Annotated in this window: 22 protein-coding genes; 13 read left to right on the forward strand and 9 right to left on the reverse strand. The window is 37.4% G+C overall.

The features are described 5' to 3' along the window. Positions 1-61 precede the first annotated feature (61 nt). Positions 62-1,576: a nitric oxide reductase transcriptional regulator NorR gene (norR, locus tag J6836_RS18250; protein WP_219245283.1), complete on the forward strand. Its 1,515-nt coding sequence runs from the start codon at positions 62-64 to the stop codon at positions 1,574-1,576. Positions 1,577-1,601: 25 nt separating this feature from the next. Here norR and J6836_RS18255 read toward each other — a convergent pair whose 3' ends face one another. From J6836_RS18255 to J6836_RS18295, 9 genes are all read right to left on the reverse strand, one after another. After that, positions 1,602-2,030 (reverse strand): hypothetical protein, encoded by a 429-nt coding sequence (locus J6836_RS18255; RefSeq protein ID WP_219245284.1) that lies wholly within the window; start codon positions 2,028-2,030, stop codon positions 1,602-1,604. A gap of 24 nt (positions 2,031-2,054) precedes the next feature. Next, positions 2,055-2,486 carry a winged helix-turn-helix domain-containing protein gene (locus tag J6836_RS18260; RefSeq protein WP_219245285.1) on the reverse strand — a complete coding sequence of 144 codons (432 nt, stop codon included), beginning with the start codon at positions 2,484-2,486 and terminating at the stop codon, positions 2,055-2,057. A gap of 323 nt (positions 2,487-2,809) precedes the next feature. Beyond that, positions 2,810-3,268 carry a hypothetical protein gene (locus tag J6836_RS18265; protein WP_255586261.1) on the reverse strand — a complete coding sequence of 153 codons (459 nt, stop codon included), beginning with the start codon at positions 3,266-3,268 and terminating at the stop codon, positions 2,810-2,812. Continuing rightward, positions 3,249-3,920 carry a hypothetical protein gene (locus tag J6836_RS18270; protein WP_219245286.1) on the reverse strand — a complete coding sequence of 224 codons (672 nt, stop codon included), beginning with the start codon at positions 3,918-3,920 and terminating at the stop codon, positions 3,249-3,251. Before J6836_RS18270 ends, J6836_RS18265 begins: the two co-directional genes overlap by 20 nt. After that, on the reverse strand, positions 3,898-4,389 hold the full coding sequence (locus J6836_RS18275) for a hypothetical protein (RefSeq protein WP_219245287.1): 492 nt from the start codon (positions 4,387-4,389) through the stop codon (positions 3,898-3,900). The genes J6836_RS18270 and J6836_RS18275 overlap by 23 nt, the downstream gene beginning before the upstream one ends. Further along, positions 4,373-5,122: a type III secretion system inner membrane ring lipoprotein SctJ gene (gene sctJ / locus J6836_RS18280; RefSeq protein ID WP_219245288.1), complete on the reverse strand. Its 750-nt coding sequence runs from the start codon at positions 5,120-5,122 to the stop codon at positions 4,373-4,375. Before sctJ ends, J6836_RS18275 begins: the two co-directional genes overlap by 17 nt. A 4-nt stretch (positions 5,123-5,126) precedes the next feature. Then, positions 5,127-5,423, reverse strand: coding sequence for a type III secretion system inner rod subunit SctI (sctI, locus tag J6836_RS18285; protein WP_219245289.1), 297 nt, complete (start codon positions 5,421-5,423; stop codon positions 5,127-5,129). Between the two features lie 51 nt (positions 5,424-5,474). Then, positions 5,475-5,807: an EscF/YscF/HrpA family type III secretion system needle major subunit gene (locus J6836_RS18290; RefSeq protein WP_219245290.1), complete on the reverse strand. Its 333-nt coding sequence runs from the start codon at positions 5,805-5,807 to the stop codon at positions 5,475-5,477. Between the two features lie 24 nt (positions 5,808-5,831). Further along, complete coding sequence (locus J6836_RS18295; RefSeq protein WP_219245291.1) at positions 5,832-7,001, reverse strand: PrgH/EprH family type III secretion apparatus protein; 1,170 nt, start codon at positions 6,999-7,001, stop codon at positions 5,832-5,834. 196 nt (positions 7,002-7,197) lie between these two features. Here J6836_RS18295 and J6836_RS18300 point away from each other — a divergent pair, with 196 nt between their 5' ends. From J6836_RS18300 to sctT, 12 genes are read left to right on the forward strand one after another with little or no spacing between them, the layout of a single operon-like run. Next, complete coding sequence (locus tag J6836_RS18300; RefSeq protein WP_219245292.1) at positions 7,198-7,977, forward strand: helix-turn-helix domain-containing protein; 780 nt, start codon at positions 7,198-7,200, stop codon at positions 7,975-7,977. Continuing rightward, positions 7,967-9,664, forward strand: a complete 1,698-nt coding sequence (sctC, locus tag J6836_RS18305) for a type III secretion system outer membrane ring subunit SctC (RefSeq protein WP_219245293.1) — start codon at positions 7,967-7,969, stop codon at positions 9,662-9,664. The genes J6836_RS18300 and sctC overlap by 11 nt, the downstream gene beginning before the upstream one ends. After that, complete coding sequence (sctW, locus tag J6836_RS18310) at positions 9,655-10,752, forward strand: type III secretion system gatekeeper subunit SctW (RefSeq protein ID WP_219245294.1); 1,098 nt, start codon at positions 9,655-9,657, stop codon at positions 10,750-10,752. The genes sctC and sctW overlap by 10 nt, the downstream gene beginning before the upstream one ends. Positions 10,753-10,767: 15 nt before the next feature. Next, positions 10,768-12,834: an EscV/YscV/HrcV family type III secretion system export apparatus protein gene (locus J6836_RS18315; RefSeq protein WP_219245295.1), complete on the forward strand. Its 2,067-nt coding sequence runs from the start codon at positions 10,768-10,770 to the stop codon at positions 12,832-12,834. A gap of 14 nt (positions 12,835-12,848) precedes the next feature. Beyond that, entirely contained in the window at positions 12,849-13,256 is a 408-nt protein-coding gene (locus J6836_RS18320) for a type III secretion system protein (protein ID WP_219245296.1), read from the forward strand. Positions 13,257-13,259: 3 nt separating this feature from the next. Next, positions 13,260-14,552: a type III secretion system ATPase SctN gene (sctN, locus tag J6836_RS18325; RefSeq protein WP_219249547.1), complete on the forward strand. Its 1,293-nt coding sequence runs from the start codon at positions 13,260-13,262 to the stop codon at positions 14,550-14,552. Continuing rightward, a complete protein-coding gene (locus tag J6836_RS18330; RefSeq protein WP_219245297.1) occupies positions 14,549-15,001 on the forward strand; it encodes a hypothetical protein in 453 nt (150 codons plus the stop codon). The genes sctN and J6836_RS18330 overlap by 4 nt, the downstream gene beginning before the upstream one ends. Further along, a complete protein-coding gene (locus J6836_RS18335) occupies positions 14,979-16,409 on the forward strand; it encodes a SpaN/EivJ family type III secretion system needle length determinant (protein ID WP_219245298.1) in 1,431 nt (476 codons plus the stop codon). The genes J6836_RS18330 and J6836_RS18335 overlap by 23 nt, the downstream gene beginning before the upstream one ends. A gap of 2 nt (positions 16,410-16,411) precedes the next feature. Then, positions 16,412-17,332, forward strand: a complete 921-nt coding sequence (locus J6836_RS18340; RefSeq protein ID WP_219245299.1) for a FliM/FliN family flagellar motor switch protein — start codon at positions 16,412-16,414, stop codon at positions 17,330-17,332. 1 nt (position 17,333) lies between these two features. After that, positions 17,334-17,999: an EscR/YscR/HrcR family type III secretion system export apparatus protein gene (locus tag J6836_RS18345; protein ID WP_219245300.1), complete on the forward strand. Its 666-nt coding sequence runs from the start codon at positions 17,334-17,336 to the stop codon at positions 17,997-17,999. 14 nt (positions 18,000-18,013) lie between these two features. Beyond that, positions 18,014-18,283 carry a type III secretion system export apparatus subunit SctS gene (sctS, locus tag J6836_RS18350; protein ID WP_219245301.1) on the forward strand — a complete coding sequence of 90 codons (270 nt, stop codon included), beginning with the start codon at positions 18,014-18,016 and terminating at the stop codon, positions 18,281-18,283. Then, positions 18,283-19,077: a type III secretion system export apparatus subunit SctT gene (sctT, locus tag J6836_RS18355; protein WP_219245302.1), complete on the forward strand. Its 795-nt coding sequence runs from the start codon at positions 18,283-18,285 to the stop codon at positions 19,075-19,077. The genes sctS and sctT overlap by 1 nt, the downstream gene beginning before the upstream one ends. Positions 19,078-19,095 lie beyond the last annotated feature (18 nt).

The raw sequence follows: 19,095 nt of genomic DNA on the forward strand, positions 1-19,095 counted from the left end.
ACTATGCTAAAATGGGTCATTATGACTATAATAATAGTCAAATTGACAATGAGGAATGATGATGGGTTTTTCTGTCGATGCGTTAGCGCAAATCGCGATTGAGTTACAAAGTGGTATTGAACACTCAGATCGCTTTCAACGGCTGATTACCACATTGAGGCAATCCCTGAAATGTGATGCTTGTGCATTACTTCGTTATGAATCAGGCCAGTTCATTCCTTTAGCAATTGATGGTTTAATGGCCGATGTACTGGGAAGGCGCTTTTTATTAGAAGGGCACCCACGACTCGAAGCGATTGCACGCGCTGGGGATGTAGTACGTTTCCCAGCGGATAGCCAACTTCCAGACCCTTATGATGGTTTAATCCCACATCATCAACACCTTAAAGTTCATGCTTGCGTAGGGCTACCTTTATACGCAGGGCAGAATCTTATCGGTGCATTAACTTTAGATGGACTGTCTCCTGACCAATTTGATGCCTTTAGTAATGAGTCTTTGAGGTTAATTGCTGCACTTGCGGCGGGAGCACTAAACAATGCCTTGTTGATTGAACAGCTTGAAAACCAGAATGTTTTACCAGGCCAACCTGGCTTATTTAAACCCACAGGGCAAACAGAAATTATTGGCTTATCCCTGCGTATGCAGCAATTGAAAAAAGAAATCGATATTGTTGCTGCATCTGATCTGAATGTACTTGTGGGAGGCGAAACGGGAACAGGAAAAGAGCTAGTTGTTAAATCCATACATGAAAAATCATTGCGAGCAGATAAGCCATTGGTGTATTTAAACTGCGCGGCATTACCTGAAAATGTGGCTGAAAGTGAATTGTTTGGGCACGTAAAAGGGGCATTCACAGGGGCAATAAGCCACCGAAGTGGTAAGTTCGAGATGGCAGATAATGGCACATTGTTTCTTGATGAAATTGGTGAGTTGTCATTATCATTGCAGGCAAAATTATTGCGTGTTTTACAATATGGTGATATTCAGCGAGTGGGAGATGATCGCAGTTTGCGGGTCAATGTGCGGGTATTGGCAGCAACTAACCGTGATTTGCGCGAAGAGGTTTTAGAAGGGCGTTTCAGAGCTGACTTATTTCATCGGCTTAGTGTGTTCCCATTATTTGTTCCGCCATTAAAAGAGCGAGGCGAAGATATTATTTTGCTTGCGGGGTATTTCTGCGAACAATACCGCCAACGTTTTAATTTATCGAGTGTGGTATTAAGCTCATCATTGCAAATGTATTTGCTTAATTACGTGTGGCCTGGAAATGTCAGGGAGTTAGAGCATGCTATCCACCGTGCAATTGTACTTGCTCGGGCATCTACTCATACAGGCGATGTTATTTTACAGCCACACTATTTTACGTTTAACCATCCTGAGCCTGAGCAGGTAGTTGACCAGCCACTTACGCTACCAGTGAGCGCTAACTTGCGTGATGCAACGGATGATTTTCAACGTAAAATGATTACCCAAATATTGGAACAAAATCATTATAATTGGTCGGCAAGTGCTCGCGATTTATCGTTGGATATTGCAAATTTGCACCGATTAGCCAAGCGATTAGGCTTAAAGTAATTAGGAGTAATAGATAATAAATTTATTACTGCATTGATAAAACGGGTAGTAACATTTTTTCTGAGAAAGACAGAGGGAGTGGCGTAATTTTATTGGTCATCATGATTAACTCTTTGTTTTTTTCTATTCTTATACTAATTCCTAGAGGTACTTTGCTTATCATAATATGCTCTGGGATATTCATTTTAAAATAAACCGCACGGTTAGTTGTATTCGTTTTAAAGTGATAGCTATAGGTATCATTACTCGAGATGTTCATTTCTAATGGGCTGATTGATAATGTTATTTCTGCATTATCTGGGATGTTTGTATGTGAATATATATTCCCTTCAAGGCTATGGGATAAGTCTAGCATTATAATTTTAGATAATTGATTACAACCAAGTAGCAAGCTAATAAAGGCCAAAATAAATGAAAGATGAATAATTTTTTTTAATATATTGATAAAATGCATGATTAATTTCTTCTACGTATGGATTTATTGGAATGAGCGGACAAAAACTTTTTGAAAAAAGCATCGAATATAAGAATAAACATTTTTTCTATCTTGATGATTTTTCGATAAAACTGGCATTTCAGATTTATCACCAGTATATAAAATACCAATTCTTGGTAGTGTCATGATAAGGTTTTCATCTAACTCAACTTTTTTAAAAGATTGGCGTAACTGTCTCACGAGTTTGTAGTAACTGCTTTCAGTCACAATTGTTCCTCTTTTTTCCCAAATTTCGTACATAATCTCTCTTTTATTACTTGTTTTTACTAATAATAATTTTAAGAGGCAAGACTCATTTTCTGTAAGACTGATAGATTTTTTTCCTTTGGAAAGTGTTCTTTTTAGTGGGTTATAAACAACTTCTTCGGATAACAAAATCATGGGTTCTATTCCCGTGTATTCCATACTACTCATATACTTTCCTATAAATGATAATTGGGTAAGAAATTAGTCATATCCTAACTTCCACTAAAATATGCTTCAATATAAAAAAACAGGAGCCGATAATAAATAAAAAAAATTAAGTCGTTTTTTTATAATAGCTCTGAATTTATTGTTAGGATAAATTTAACCCATATCGTTAGGATATATATATCAAAAAAATATACATAATTTTTATTTTTTAGAGGAGGGGAATAGAAAGGAAATATAAAAGAGGTAAATAATTATCAACATGCGTACTAACTTTACCTCTATAAAAATAGGTCTAATATTGACGGTGGTTATCGTTTTTAAGCTCAGTCATCTTCATCATTGCCATCAATATTAAAGCTAGATATATTTTTGTTAAGTTGCTCAGTAAACGGTTGGTTCATTAAATTTATCGCCATATAACGCTTTAATCCATTTGTGAATTTATCATAGAGTGATGGCATTCCATCATTCGGTAGCGATTTGAGTACTTGAGCGGTACCTGCGATAAAATTTTCTTTTTCATTTTTTTTAAGCCGAATGAGCGTACTAAAAATAGTAGAAAAAAACTCTTTATCTGTTTCTTTTGATTGAAATTTTTCAATAAATTTATCTATTTTCTCTTGTGTCTTAGGTGAGATATTCACGGTGTGTTTTATTGTACTTGATGCTGAAAGTGTCGTGCCTTTTGCGATAAGGTTTATTTTATCGTGGGGGTGGTTTATTGGCACGACAGAGTTTATTGGTATTAGTGTATTAATGGGCTTATTGGGGAGTATCTTCATTATTGTCTTTCTCTATATTTATTCTATCAATAAGTTTCTGGTATGCCATTTTTTGCTCATCAAGTATTTGGCAACGAGCAGGGATGGAGAAAATCTGTGGTAATGTATTTTTAGTTGCAATTGAAGGTGAGAAATAGCAAATTTGGTTATTAGCTTCTAACGCAATGGATTCATAATCAGAATGGGGCAGTATCGTAATGTTTTGTTTTATATCATTTAAATTTGCATGTATCTGCGCTGGCAAATGTAAGGTTGTTTTTGATGCTATTTCAGGGGAGTGAGCAAAGTAATGCGCAATAATATCTTTCAAACGGTCATCATTAAACAGCGACATCAATAGGTTTTCAAGCCTGACTTGGCTTTGATTTACCTGTTCCTGAAAGGCAATTTTGCTGTGTTCTAACCCAGCAATAAAATCATGTAAAAGCTGTTTTACTCCATCATTATAGCCTTGCTGATAAGCAATTTTGTGTAAGTGAGCCTTATTTTCCTGTGTTTGTTGGTACAGATCTGCTGTTTTCTTTTTAGCGTATTGCAGGATGTTTTTTTCATATTTCTCTGCATTCAGTACTTGTCTTTTAATGAGTACTTTTTCTTGTGAAGTTGCCATCACTTGCAAACCTGTTTCATTATTTTCGATTTCTGCTGACATGGTGACACGCCTCCTCGATTAGATCCCAAGGTAATGCTCCTTTGGAATAAGTAGGAATAAGTTGTTGAGTGTTTTGACTAAACATATATTTTGCACGTGAAACATAAATGTTACCGAAAGGAGTAAGGTAAGCTAAAAGCTGGGCCGCACCAAAGGCAGACAGTGCTTGTGGAATGTTTTCCTTAGGTAACATATCTTTATTTAATGATTTTCTTTGCCATAAATGACCGAGTGTTATTGCAATCGTAGGGAATGCTCCCCAATTATTTGATAATAAACTGGGTAATATTCGGGTATTTTCATTTGGCATCTTTAATGCGTATTTTTCAATCAAATTTTGATTGTGTTGCTGCTGCAATTTTGCGGGTAATTGATGATAAATGGGGAGATTAAATTCATCATGAAAGTAATTCCCCGGTGCTAAAAAAATATTTTTTTGGTCAATAAGAAGCTTATTTAGTAATAACATCTAAATTATTCTCAGCGATTTCATCAGATTGTTTTTTATTTGATTGTCGTTTCAAAATAAATGCAAATAAGCTAAAGAGAAACACAATCACAACAAAAATAGTCCCTATCAAGATAGGCTGAAAACTATTCTCCGATGTCGATTTTAATTGGTATTGAAGTGGTGGACGATTAATGACAACAACTGAGACATTGTCGTAAGTTGTTTCTGAAAAACTACTATTTAAAAATAGTTTTATTTTGCTCATCATCATTTTCGGGTCTTCATTTCCCGAGTAAGTCACCAAGCTGGAGACTTTTTGTACTGGCTTTACTGTACCATTGCCATTTAAAGGGTAACTCACATGTACCCTCGCATTGACTACGTCGGGGATAGATAATAATGACTGTTCTAAGCGTTGTTCAATTAAAGATAATAAACGGGTTCGCTCCGCTTGCGGTGATGCGACAAGCGAGTCACCAGGAAAGGCTTGAATAATCTCAACTGGGTCTTTTGAGGGTAGGTTGTATTTTTGCAGCAAATCAACGGCAATGACAAAATTATCGCTCGAGACACGGATGGTATCTCCACTCTTATTATCGTGCTTGCGAGTTGCATCGACGCCATGGGCTTGCAAGATCGCGAGAACTTCATTGCTTTGCCTTTGGCTTAAGTTACTCAGTAATAATTGATTGTCACAACCGACTAATAAAGCTATAACCCCAATTAGCAAAAATCTTTTTAAAATGTTCATGATTTTACTGTGCTTTTAATATCGTATCGATGGCAGAAACACTTTTATGAGTGAGCGTGCTAATTGTGCTCATCGCAAGGTTATAATTACCGACTTGGTTTTGAATTTTGAGTAATTCAGCAGGGTTGCTAACATCAATATTGTTCGCTTTATTGATTAAATCTGCTTTTTCACTTCCAACCGCGACAGTATATTCAGCGAATAATTGCTTCACTTTATCTTCAAATGAGCCCATGGGGACTGCTGTTGTTAGGTCACTGTCAATTTGGGTAAGAGCTGAAGATGTCATGGGAGTAATCATAAAAATATCCTATAAAATAGAGCACCCATTTATAGGGTGCACAGTTGAGTATTAAACGTTACGAATGATGGCTTGAGCCGCATCTTTAATTGATTTCATCACGTTGCTTTGCAGTTGACGTGCCATATTATAATTTCCACTCAGTGTGGTAATTTGGCCAAGTACTAATGGGTTATCAACTTCAACATTTGGGTTGTCTAATGTGTCTTTTAATTTATCTGCAATGACTTTTGTACGTGCACTTAAGCCTGCTGATGCACGATACATCATTCCCCATTTACTATCTGCACTTCCACTTGCTTCAAAGGCAGAACCATCCCATTCACCCGTGCTAACTGTTTTATTACTTGAATCTGTTGTTGTACCCATACCAATTGTTGCCATGATATTGTCCTCATTGTTTATTGATTAATGTGTTTTTGGATTAAATTTCCAATGGTTATTACCTAATAAAATATAACCATCTTCATTTGTGATAAAAGATTGACCGGCTAGTTCATTATTGGCTAATGATATTGAGAATTGAACTTGTCGCTCCCCCCATTGCTGATTAAATGAATTAACGAAGTTAATTAATGAGATAGTTTGTTTATCGTTTAAACTATCTTTAATAATAAATATGGATTTATTATTTTTAGTGATTTTATGCCATTTTACGTGGCTTTCTGTTAATCCTAGCTCGGCATTTTTTAGTAATTCATCGATATTGATAGTGTGTGTAGTATAGCTTTCATAGCAACTAAAATTGCTGGAGAATGTCTTGTTAAAAAAATCATTATTTTTTACTATCTGCGGATTAGATAATGATTTAATTACGGGGTTGCAAGGGTCAGTTAGGTCAATCTTTAATAATTCAGGAATATTATTCGATATTTTATTTTCTATCTCATTTTCTAATTGGTGAAGGATCTTGATAGAAAAATTGTTGCGAAATTTTGTTTTTAATAATTGTTGCATCGCCCAATCATAATCGCGTTGAGATTGTACTAATATAAGGGCAGCATTTTTATCATCTTTGGTCACAACAATTTTTTGTGTACTGCCGATAAGCATTTTTTCAATAAACTGCAATTGGATATCTTTTTGTAAATGAGAATTTTTAGGAAGAAAGAAATAACCAACAAGAATACAAACGAATAATGATAGACCTGCAATAAGTTTATAGTTGTATGGCGATTTATTAAATTTATTATGATTTTTTTCTGTTTTAATAGGCTTACATTGCTTATCTTCAACCACTCGCGATGTTTCCCAAGGCGTATCAATTTTCTTAAGTGTAAATGGGAATAGCTCTTTTAAAACAGTTTGTTGCAAATCAATTAAGATGATTTCATTGTGATTTCCTGTGTGTAGGTCGATGGCAATCTGGCCTTCATGGGAAATAATTGAGAAAGTAAAAGCGTCTTGATGGCTAGGTATTGAGTAGCCAGTAAAGCCCTCATCAGTTATGTTAGCCTTATATATATCTTCCTCACCAATAATAATTAAATTAGCATTTAAATTAATTATTATTTCATGGTCTTGCATTTCACCATTCATGATTTTCATCATGTAAGTCTGATTATGGATATCTGTCACGTATATAATCTCTATAAAAATAAGTTGAGTGTATTAAACAGAATGAAAAAAATACTGTCAGCTGAATTAATCTGATTCGTTATGACTAGATGAACGTTTTTTTAAGTGCAAAGTATTCCTTTTTATTCCTTTGAGTTTATTGGGCATATATTTCAAGCTGGTTTTTGAAAAAATACATAGATAGGGCTTATATATCATGACAAAGAAAGATATTACTGCGCTGTTAGAGAATAGAAATTTCTGTTTTTCTTTGCAGGATAAATTATTTTTGGCAGTACCAGGTGATAGCGCAACGGCGTTTTTTTATAAATCGCCATATTCAAATTTAAATATTTCATTTGAGCAATCATCTATATTTATTGCCAATGATGAAGTGTTAGAGAGTAATGAAAACCCATGCTGGGAGCTCTATTCAATCGCATTGTCAGAGTTGATTGAGATTCTTGCGGTGATTGATACAGCGATGGGGCAGTCATTTCTTTCAAAGAAGGAAATTTACAGCTTAAATGAACAAATCACACAAGAATTTATTTCATTGGATGAAGAGCTTTCTACCAGTGTTTCAATTAGAAATGTTGTTATCGATTTGGTTATAAGAATACACCCGTTATTTAACTGTTGGTGCAATGTATTACGTAAATATGAAGCTTACGGAATGATGCGTTTTATTTTGGAAGCTGCACAGAGTGATAAGAATGCCAATATCAATCAGCTTTGTGCCCGTTATGGTGTATCAGCGTCTTATTTTAGACAACTTTATCGAGAAAACTTTAATAAAACAGCAAAACGTAAAATTATGAGTGTTCGTATGGCGAACGCAATTTTACAGTTAATTGAGAGTGAAAGTTCCATTTTAGATGTTGGGTTAGAAGCGGGTTATTGCTCAGCCTCACATTTCACCAATGATATCAAAAAAGAACTGGGGTTAACGCCTTCAGAAATAAGACATCTTGGAGCAAATTTATATGAGCAGTAAAAGAAAAGGAGCAATATTGCTGACGCTCTTTTTACTGAATTTTAATGTTTACGCGGCTCAATCTGAAATATTTATTGCAGAGCCTGTGGCACAAGAAAAAAACCATGAAACTTTTGTCGCGAATAATATTGCGGTGGCTAAAGTTTTTGAAGCTGTGGCTGAACAGTTAAATAAACCCATTATTTTAAGCAAATTAGCGGCTCAGAAAAAAGTCACAGGTAACTTTAACCTTACGAATGCGGATGAAATGTTTAAAGCCTTGACGCGGCGTATTGCGCTAGTGTGGTATGACGATGGTGCCAGCATCTATGTTTATGATAACAGTGAAATGCGCAGTGTTATTGTACCAACACAGCGTGTGAGCAGTGGGCAAGTGCTGAACTACATTCAGCGTAACGGGATATATGATGAACGATTCCCTGTGCGCTCCCAAGGTGCTGATAATTTATTGTTTGTTTCTGGGCCCCCGCTGTATGTTGAGCTGATCAAAGCTGCCACGCTGTACCTCGAAAAACAGTTAAACCAAGAAGAGTCAACAAGCAGTGAAGTAGCTGTTATTTCATTGAAACATGCTTCAGTCACTGACCGTACATATTCATCTCGCGGCCAGAGCACAACAGTGCCAGGGATGCTGACAGTGATTAGTACATTGTTTAAAGATAGCGGCAATACCGTGGAAGAAACCGTTAATATTCAGCCTGCAAAACTTAATGTATCTGGGGATTCAATCGATGAATTAATGGATGCCCCAATAGGTGAAGGAACGTCGGAAAAAAAGCAGGTTATTGTTAATCGTTCATCGGGTAAAAAGGCACTTTCATTGGTCGCGCATCCAGACAGTAATAGCTTAATCGTTAAAGGCAGCCAAGAACAAATTAACTATGTAAAACAGCTAGTTCGTACACTGGATGTCCGTCGGCGTCAAGTCGAACTCTCGTTATGGATTATCGATATCACCCGCTCTGAGTTAGATAACTTAGGTGTGAGTTGGGAAGTAGGGACATTTAAAGCGGGTCGAGGGGCAATTGCCTTTAACCGTAGCACACTCTCAAATAGCCAAGAGTTTTTACTGCAAATTGATGCACTTAGCAAAAAAGGTAATGGGCATATCGTGTCCCGCCCTGTTTTACTGACACAAGAAAATATTCCAGCATTATTTGATAACAACACCAGCTTTTACGCCAAATTACAAGGTGAGCGGATTGCGACGTTGGAGCAAGTCACTTACGGTACCATGATCAGCGTCATGCCACGTATTTCAGCGGGTCATCAAGTTGAAATGGAAGTCAATATTGAAGATGGTGCACAAAGCCATGGTAGTGATGGCAAGGCTTCCAGTGTTGAAGGGCTACCGTCTATTAACCGAACGAGTATTAACACGGTTGCACGGATTGCGAAGGACAGTAGTTTACTGATAGGTGGCTACACTCGTGAGCAATATATTGAAAATGAAAGTAAAATCCCTGGGTTAGGAGATATTCCTTGGATTGGTGGTTTATTTAGTAGCTCTTCAGTTAACCAGCAGAAAATGGTACGCCTCTTTCTTATTCAGCCGCGTTTATTGGATGAAAATGAAGCATGGGATGGCCGTCAGTTCTCAGAAAAAACGCGTATTACTCAGCGTGATAGCCAGTTGCATGGCACGGTACAGTTTTTACAGCAATATATGAGTGAATCATGGCAATAACGCCAATGAATTACAGCAACCGGTTTTTATCCAACACTCAGGATAAAAGCCGTGCATCATCAAAGAGCAATAGTGATGATGGCGACGAGGTTGCCCGTGGTTTAGGTGTCATTGATAGCAGTAGTGAATACGCGTCAATGGCTATGTTGGCCGCGAGTCATGTGCGCCGAGGGAGCTCTCGAAAGGCACCTGAAGAGGAGTGGACACGTTTTTCTGAACGCATTTTAGACAATGATGCCGATGAAAAAGTGATGAAAATCGAGGGGTTGCTAAATAAGCAGCTTATGACACCGCAGCAATTACGTGCATTATTGTTGCAGTTTTTCCCAGATCCCAGCGATTTATTAATGGCGCTTGCAACATTAATTCACCGCAGAAAGCTAAAGCAGGAACAAATTGATAGCCTTGAGACACTGAATGAGCATCTTTTAAATGATGAAAATGCGCGTAGTGCCCAAGCTGGTGCGAATGTCGCGCTATTAGCTAAAGCATTTGCTAAAAAACTAAAGCAAAGCGCTGGGAACCTGAGGGCGGTTTATCGTGAGTTTATTAGCTATGACGGCCCAGTAGTTTATTTATATGAGCAGTGGGTTGACGAGCTAGAGTTTCAAGAACGCGAAAACATGATGCGTTATTTAGCGCGTGCATTAGCGTGTGATTTACAGGCATTGCCGTTGGGGGATATCAATGTTAGTGAATTTGGTAATTTTTTTATTCGGGTCGGGCGACTAAGGGAATTACAGTCACTTGACTCTATCTTTAGCCAGCAATTTTTTCTATCAACATGCTTTCAGAACAGCACTGATATAAATAAGCCGATATTGGAAAAATCACTGAGCCAAGTTTTTACCAGCGGGATACGTGGGCAAACAATATTTGAAGAAAAAATAATCTCTTTTATTAATAAAGAACTCCGTATTGCTCATACCGAAATACGTGCTCAATTTTTGCAGTTATTACTGTTGGCATTCTCAATGATACCTGTCGCTGTTTTTCCATCATTGGAAGATAGAGATGCATTATTGTCATATTTAAAAGTGCATATGAGTGACATTGTGGCTAAAGAGCAACAGCAAAGAAATAAATAGGAAATTTATCATTCTATGAAAAATTTAACAGGGTTTTTATTACAGCTCCGACAGCGACCTGAATTAATGGTATTGGTGATTATGGTGATGGTTATCGCCATGTTGATTATTCCATTACCAACGGTTTTGGTCGATTTATTAATTGGTCTGAATATTATGATTTCAGTCCTTATTTTTATGAGTTCTTTTTATATTACCCGGGTGCTGAACTTTCAGTCGTTTCCATCCATTCTATTAATAAGTACATTATTTAGATTAGCCTTATCAATTAGTACAAGCCGTTTAATTCTATTAGAAGCCGATGCAGGCGATATAATAGCCACGTTTGGCGAATTTGTTATTCAAGATAACCTCGTTGTGGGAATGGTAGTGTTTGCCATTGTGACAATTGTGCAGTTTATTGTTATTACAAAAGGTTCCGAGCGCATTGCGGAAGTGGCTGCGCGGTTTTCTCTTGATGCAATGCCTGGCAAACAAATGAGCATTGATGCTGATTTGCGCGCGGGTGTGATTGATGAAGCCACCGCGAAAGAAAAACGGGGAGACCTCGAAAAAGAGAGCCAGTTATTTGGGTCTTTTGACGGGGCTATGAAGTTTATCAAAGGTGATGCTATCGCGGGTATTGTGATCATTTTTGTCAACTTAATCGGCGGCATTTCTGTCGGTACTGCACAACAGGGCATGGATGTTTCGACAGCGCTAAATACGTTCTCGCTGTTAACAATAGGCGATGGCCTAGTTGCTCAAATACCGGCATTACTGATTTCAATCAGTGCGGGTTTCATTGTGACGCGTGTTGGTGGAAATGACAAAAATTTGGGTGAGAATATTGTTTCTGAATTATTTGCTAATGATTTTACGATATTAATTACCGCTTTGATTGTGCTTTTCATGGGGTTTTTACCTGGGTTTCCAACGACAATTTTTCTCTTTCTTTCTGCATTGCTGATTGGGCTTTTTGCCGTACGTTACTATAAAAAACGTCAGAAAATGGTCAATGAAAAACAGCAAGAAATAGAAAGTGTTACTTCAGATGTGACCGAAGGGGAAACGCAACGCGTTAACCAAGACTTTGTTGATGAATATATTCCAGAGACACTCCCTATTATTATTTCAGTAAATCAAAATTATAAAACACATTTAGAAGATAATAATTTTTTATCTCGCTTGAAAAAAGATGTTTTTATTCGTTATGGTTATCGAATCCCTGATATTGCAATAAATTACTCGCCGATAATTGAAGAAAATAAAATAGTCATATTAATTAATGAAGTAAAAGCAGGGGAATATGATATTTGTTTCTATGGCCATCGGTTATTGTCAAATACGGATGAATTGAAATACCTTGGTGTTGATTTAATCGAGTACGCTGATGAGTACGGCTCAAAAAATATTTGGTTTGATAATAAAGATAAAGAAAATATTGAGCAATTAGGCCTGTATGCTCGTGATGATATTTCAGAAATGATTGATTGTGTTAGCACACTTATGCTGCGCCATATTAATGAATTCTTTGGTATTCAAGAAACCAAAAATTTGCTTGATGACCTCGATAGTAAATACCCTGAATTACTCAAAGAGTGTTATCGCCATGCCACTGTGCAGAAAGTTACTGAGGTTTTCCAACGTTTATTGATGGAAAAAATTTCAGTGCGGAATATGAAATTGATTATTGAAATTTTAGTGCAGTGGGTACCGAAAGAAAAAGACAGTTTGATGCTTGTTGAGCATATTCGTAGTGGGATGGCGAGGTATATCTCATCAAGGTTTGCGGTAGATGGGCGCCTCAATGTTTTAATGATTAACTCAGAGTTTGAAGACACTATTCGCCAAGGAATTCGCCAATCATCGGGTGGCGTGTATTTGCACCTTGAGCCAGAAGCAAGTAATGCCTTAATTCAATCGGCAGAGTTGGCATTAGAAAATAATTATTTATCAATTAGGGATATCAGTGTGCTCGTCCCTGTTGATATCCGCCGTTTTGTGAAAAAAATCATAGAAGGACGTTTCCCTGAGCTAGAGGTTCTCTCTTTTAATGAGATTTCAGACACCATAAAAGTCAATGTGATTAAAACCATTTAAATAAGGAATGTAATATGAAATACCGTTTTATTGAAGTTTTGAACGAATACTTAAGTGTAATGGGGCGCAGTGATTTAATTAATGGTCAATTGGATTGCCATTCAAATATTCAGTTAGAGATGAATGACGTGCCTGCAATTAATATTGATCTTTCTTCGGATGATATCATTATTTGGTGTAATTTATTGCCATGTAATTATAGCCTTCTCGATTCCATGAGTGTTTTATTATTAAAATCTATTATTGAATATCCGCCGCGTAATTTTCAGTCAGGGCAACCCGCATTGAATCTTGTTGAGAATGAATTGATTTTATCTGCGGTATTAAAACCAGCTTCATTGAATGAAATGTCATTATTTTCAGATAGCTTTGAAGAATTTTTTGAACGTGTAATTGAATTACGCCAATTATTATCCGCTTAAATGATGAAATTTTTCGATACGTGCGCACATCCTGTGCGCATTCATGGCAGCCTTATTGAAGCTCCATTGCAAGGTGTTTTTATCGGTGAAATTTGCTTTATCGAGCAGTCGATTTCGAATACTCACATTATTGCTAAAGCACAAGTTGTGGGCTTTAAAGAAGGGCTTGCTGTGCTGAGTTTGGTTGGTCGTATTCAAGGATTAACCCGTGAAGTGGTTATCCGGCCTAGCGGCTATCCTTTTGTTTTTCCTGTTGGTGAGTACCTTACGGGCAAAATTTTTGACGCGACTGGGGAAGCGGTTGGGCGGCTAACTGAAGGCGAAAATGAGATCACGTATATTGATAACCGATTACAACGTATTGATAATCCACCCGTTAGTGTCACTAAAAGGCAACCAATAGATCAACCTTTGTTCACTGGTGTTCGAGCGATTGATGGGTTGTTAACCTGTGGTCAGGGGCAGCGTATTGGCATTTTTGCTGCTGCGGGAAGCGGAAAAACGTCTCTGATGAATATGATCATTAATCAGGCGGAGGCTGATATCCATGTAGTGGCGTTAATCGGTGAGCGTGGTCGAGAAGTTATTGAATTTATTGAAGAGTTGAAATCTTCTCCTCAGGCAGAGCATACAATTTTAGTGTATGCCACGTCGGATAGCCCACCCGTTGAACGGTGTAATGCGGCATTATTAGCGACGACGATTGCGGAATATTATCGTGATGAAGGAAAAAACGTTCTGCTTTATGTGGACTCCATGACGCGTTATGCAAGGGCCTTACGTGATGTGGCATTGGCCTCAGGTGAGCTACCTGCAAGGCGGGGTTATCCTGCTTCTGTATTTGAACAATTACCGTTATTACTCGAACGCCCTGGGCGTCTCAAAAACGGGTCAATTACCGCTTTTTATACAGTGTTATTAGAAAGCGAAGAGGAAGCTGACCCGATTGGTGATGAGATCCGCTCTATTTTAGATGGCCACATTTACCTTAGCCAGAAACTGGCAGGCCGCGGTCATTACCCTGCCATTGATGTTTTAAACAGCATTAGTCGTGTGTTTTCTAAAGTCACGCAACCTATGCATCAACAATCGGCAGCTCGAGTCCGTGAGATGTTAGGAAGACTTGAACAACTTCAACTGTATCTTGACCTTGGTGAATACCAGCGTGGGGAAAATGCAGAGAACGATGAAGCGCTAGATAAACAAGCCGCAATTGAGACTTTTTTAAAGCAAAGAATGACTGAGAGCGCCTCTGTAGAAACGTTGTTAAGTCACTTAAGCCAATTGGCATCATGAGCGTCAAAAATCTATTGCAGTTGGCTGAACGTCGTTTAGACAAAATTCGCTATGAGCAGGGGCAACTTAATTCGCAAATTAGTGCGTTACAAAGTGCCTCTCAAAGTATGAGGGAACGTATCCTGATCTTATCTGCACAGGTTGCGTTATATGAAAAATCCCAAGAGCTGAGCCCTATTGCTTTTTGGGAACGCCAAAGGCTAAAAGCGGCAGTGCTTGGTGATATTGCCCAGTTTGAATACGAGATTGACACAATGTCGACTCAAATAGACAAATATCAACTCTTGGCTAAGCAAATGGCGACGCAGGTGCAAGTATTACAAGGTAAGTGTGAAAAATTCCAAAAATATCTTAAACAGCAATCTATCACTCGGCGTTTAAAATTAGAGCGGCAACAGCATACTGAAATAGAGGAGATCTTCGTTCATGTTCGCAATAAATTCACCTAAAAGGGAAACCGTTATAACTTCTTCTGGTGTGGGAATAGCAAAACCCTCAGATAAAACAATATTGGATTATGCCCAAATAAATAAAAAGGGGAATAAAAATACAGGTTTACAAATGATGGCTAAAAAAATAATCATGAATTTGAACAAAAATAATACACCATCAAATGTAGCACAGAATATTTCTATTCAATCAAGTGAAATTGAAAAATGTATTACACCCAAAGAAACTCTGCAAAATAATAACCTACAGGAAAATATTCTTTATCCGAATAAGGAAATTAATCACTCAATTATACGCTCGGATTTTTCTGTGTTGCCTAATAGCAAGGATAAAAACTTTATTGATTTAAATACTGTGAATTTATTTTTTCCTAATATAAACGATAGCTCCAATAAAACTCAGCTTTCTAAAGGGAGTGAGTTTGCCTTTTTTCAAAATGAAGCAGTTGGGATAAATGATATTCAAGTCACTCTTGATGAGACACAGACAGACGAAAATGTATTAACACAACGTGAGTTTGATGATGAGTTTCCACTGGTGAATATTAATGGGGGGATTGTGATTCCATTTTGCGATAACGCTTTGCCAGTAAAGCCATTATTAAGCCTCAGTCAGGCCGCAGCTATGCCTGAAAATACGCCGCTAAATTTTGGCGTTATTGATGAGCAATATACGGATAATACGCCTTTTATTGAGTTACCCCATGTGGAAAATAATGCTTACCGCACGGTAAATACCGTGTTGAATAGTGATCAAAAAGCCATGCATCATAATGATAACTCTGAGCTACATCATCTGGAAAATAGCCCTCGTGATACGGTGAATATAGATATTGGTAATGACAAAGAAAATGTCTTGCTTGATGGCGATCCACCACATTTTTTGGGTAAAAAAACATTTAATGAGCAATTGCCGTTGAATCAAGCATTAGCTGATTTTAGGCCTGAATTGACGAAAAATGAGAAAAAAGCACCTGTTTTACAAGAGATGGCAGATATTGAAGACGTTAATATCGTCCAGAATCGCCCACCACAGATTAATGCAGTTGGTGAAGTGTATCGCCAAGCTCAGGTTTTGCCATTTCGAGATGCAACAACCCACTCTCAGAGTATCAGTCAAATAGTTGAGCATAACGTGATTTCTCATTTGGCGATAACAAATGAACATGAGCCAAGAACATTAACTTACACGTTCCATCAATGGAAAAACGCACCGTCAGTCACTTTTGAACTTGCGACGAAAACTGAATTGGTTGTGATGACTCAGAGTCGAGAAGTGCAAGAAACCCTAAAAGAAAATAAGCACTTACTAAATAGTGAACACGATGTTTATTTTCGACAAGAGCAGCATCAAGAACGTGGGCAACATCACCAGCAGCGGGAACATAATCAACAAGAAGAAGATTAAGTATGTTGAAAATAAGGCGAATTAGCCAACATGAAAAACAACTAAAAACTTGGGAGAAGCAATACCAAGCAATTGCAATTCTCAATAAAGATAATGTAGAAAAGCGTTACTTTAATGTGTGTTTAAAAAATGATAACCAGCAAATCCAAATGATGATTGATGTACATGGCTGGTGCCAACACCGTTGGCCTCATTTAGCGCATTATGCATGGCAGGGGGTAGATGATCAAAGCGTGTGCGAAATATTCAAATTTGAAAATCACAATAAATCTTTTTTTACCACTCAGTTTTATTGCCATTCAGTAGATGTTGTTAATCATAATAAAATTGAAAGGTTTGGTTTATCTGTATTCGAAAATCAACTTGGCACGGTATTGATAGATGCGCCATTTGAAGGGCTACCCATTCGAAATATTGCACATTATTCCTATGACAATCTATTACTCTCCATGGATTGGGTTTTAGGGCACAGTACTATCAGTGTGTCGCTATTAAGTTCTTTAGCGTTAGGAGATGTACTGTGTATTCAACAATTAACCTTAAACATGAAAATAGCTGGGCAATTATTCGCACGCTTTCAAAAACAAGAAGAGGGACTATTTATGATTGAAGAACTCATTTCAACAGAAAATAACATTCAATCTACAGAAGATTATCAAGATGAAGTTGTACGCCCATTTAATATTAACGAAATGAATATTCAACTGAGCTTTGTATTAGGAAGCACGAATATTAAAATTAATGAGTTGAGTGATATTCAGATAGGTTCTGTTTTTTCAATTGGTGAAAATAAAGAGCGAGAAGTGAAAGTCTATGCTAATAAACAGTTAATTGCGGAAGGTGAATTAATCTATATTGGGGATGGCGATGACTTAGGTTTGGAAATTACTCGCATTATTAGCCTTGGTGATAAAAGAGTTTAATATGCCAACTGTTCCACAAGAAATTCCATTATTAGCAATAATTGCATTTTCCACATTACTCCCTTTTGTGATTGCAGCAGGAACCTGCTATTTAAAAATATCTATTGTATTGGTTATGGTTCGCAATGCGATGGGGGTACAGCAAGTTCCTTCAACGATGGTATTAAACGCCATTGCATTATTATTATCTATCTTCGTCATGATGCCAGTTTTGCAAGATGTGAATAATTATATGCGCCAAGAAAGTGTGGATTTTAGCAATATAGACTCTATTGACCATTTTGTGGATGACGGATTAGGGCGTTATAAAACCTATTTGCAGAAATATTCAGACCCGCAGCTAGTGACTTTTTTTGAGTCCATTCAGCAAGGGCGCAGTGAGGAAGAAATAAGTGCGGATGGTACTGCGCCAACACTTTTTTCATTATTACCTGCCTATGCATTAAGTGAGATTAAGTCAGCGTTTCAAATTGGTTTTTATATTTATTTGCCCTTCGTTGTGATTGATTTAGTGATTTCCAGCATTTTACTGGCACTAGGCATGATGATGATGAGCCCTGTCACAATATCGGTGCCTGTAAAACTGATTCTTTTTGTAGCGATTGATGGCTGGACGCTGATTTCTAAAGGGCTTGTGATGCAATATTTTGAATTAGCACAACATTGACGCGAGGTAATAAGATGGATGAGATTGTCTATGCCAGTAATAAAGCGATGTTATTGATTGTTATTTTATCGGCGATCCCTGTCATTGTTGCTACGGTTGTTGGGCTATTAGTGGGGTTAATTCAAACGGTCACGCAGCTCCAAGAACAGACCTTACCTTTTGGGGTGAAGTTGTTAGCGGTATTTGGTTCTTTATTTATGATCTCAGGTTGGTTAGCTGACAAGGTGATGAATTACGCTATTGAGGTAATCACGACTGCAATTCCCGCGGTGGGGCTATTTTAATGAGCCAGGAGTTTATTTCGCTGGCGTCATATTTATTTTTTCTCTTTCAACAGGGATTGATTAAATTGGCACTTGCGTGGCTACGAATCGCCCCGGTGATGTTTTTTTTACCTTTTTTAAGTAATAAGTTGCTTAATAGCGGCATGATAAAAAACTGTGTGGTTGTGTATTTAGCTCTCGGTTTATGGCCATTTTTCTCCACAGCAGAAGTTCAGTGGGAACGCATTGGTTTGGTTGAAATTTTTCTTTATGAAATCACTATTGGCTTAGTGCTTGCCTTCATATTGGGTTTACCTTTTATGATAGCGAATATCATCGGGGAATTAATTGATACTCAGCGAGGGGAAACCATTAGTAGCATTGTTGATCCTGCAAGTGGGGCAGAAGCTTCGGAACTTGCTGTTTTCTTGAGTTATATCGTGTGTATGGTTTTTTTGGCTCAAGGTGGCATGTATCAACTCTCAACGATTTTTGCACAAAGCTATCACTTATTGCCGTTGGGGCAGGGATTTTCTTCATTTAATAGTTTACCCCTAGGTGAATGGATGAATAACATGGTTGTAAAAGGTGTTATTTTAGCTGCGCCCATTATTGTGACATTGTTTATTACTGAAGTTGCCTTAGGACTATATTCTCGATTTTGCCCACAATTAAATGCATTTTCATTATCTTTAGCAATAAAATCGACTATTGCATTTATTGTGTTTTTACTTTATTTCCAGAATGAAGTGCCTGATATTTTGGTCAATATGATTTCATTATCACCATTATCACAAATATTCCTCTCAACGTAATAAATTTTAATATGGGGG

This window comes from Providencia sp. R33, assembly GCF_019343475.1.
Lineage (GTDB): Bacteria > Pseudomonadota > Gammaproteobacteria > Enterobacterales > Enterobacteriaceae > Providencia.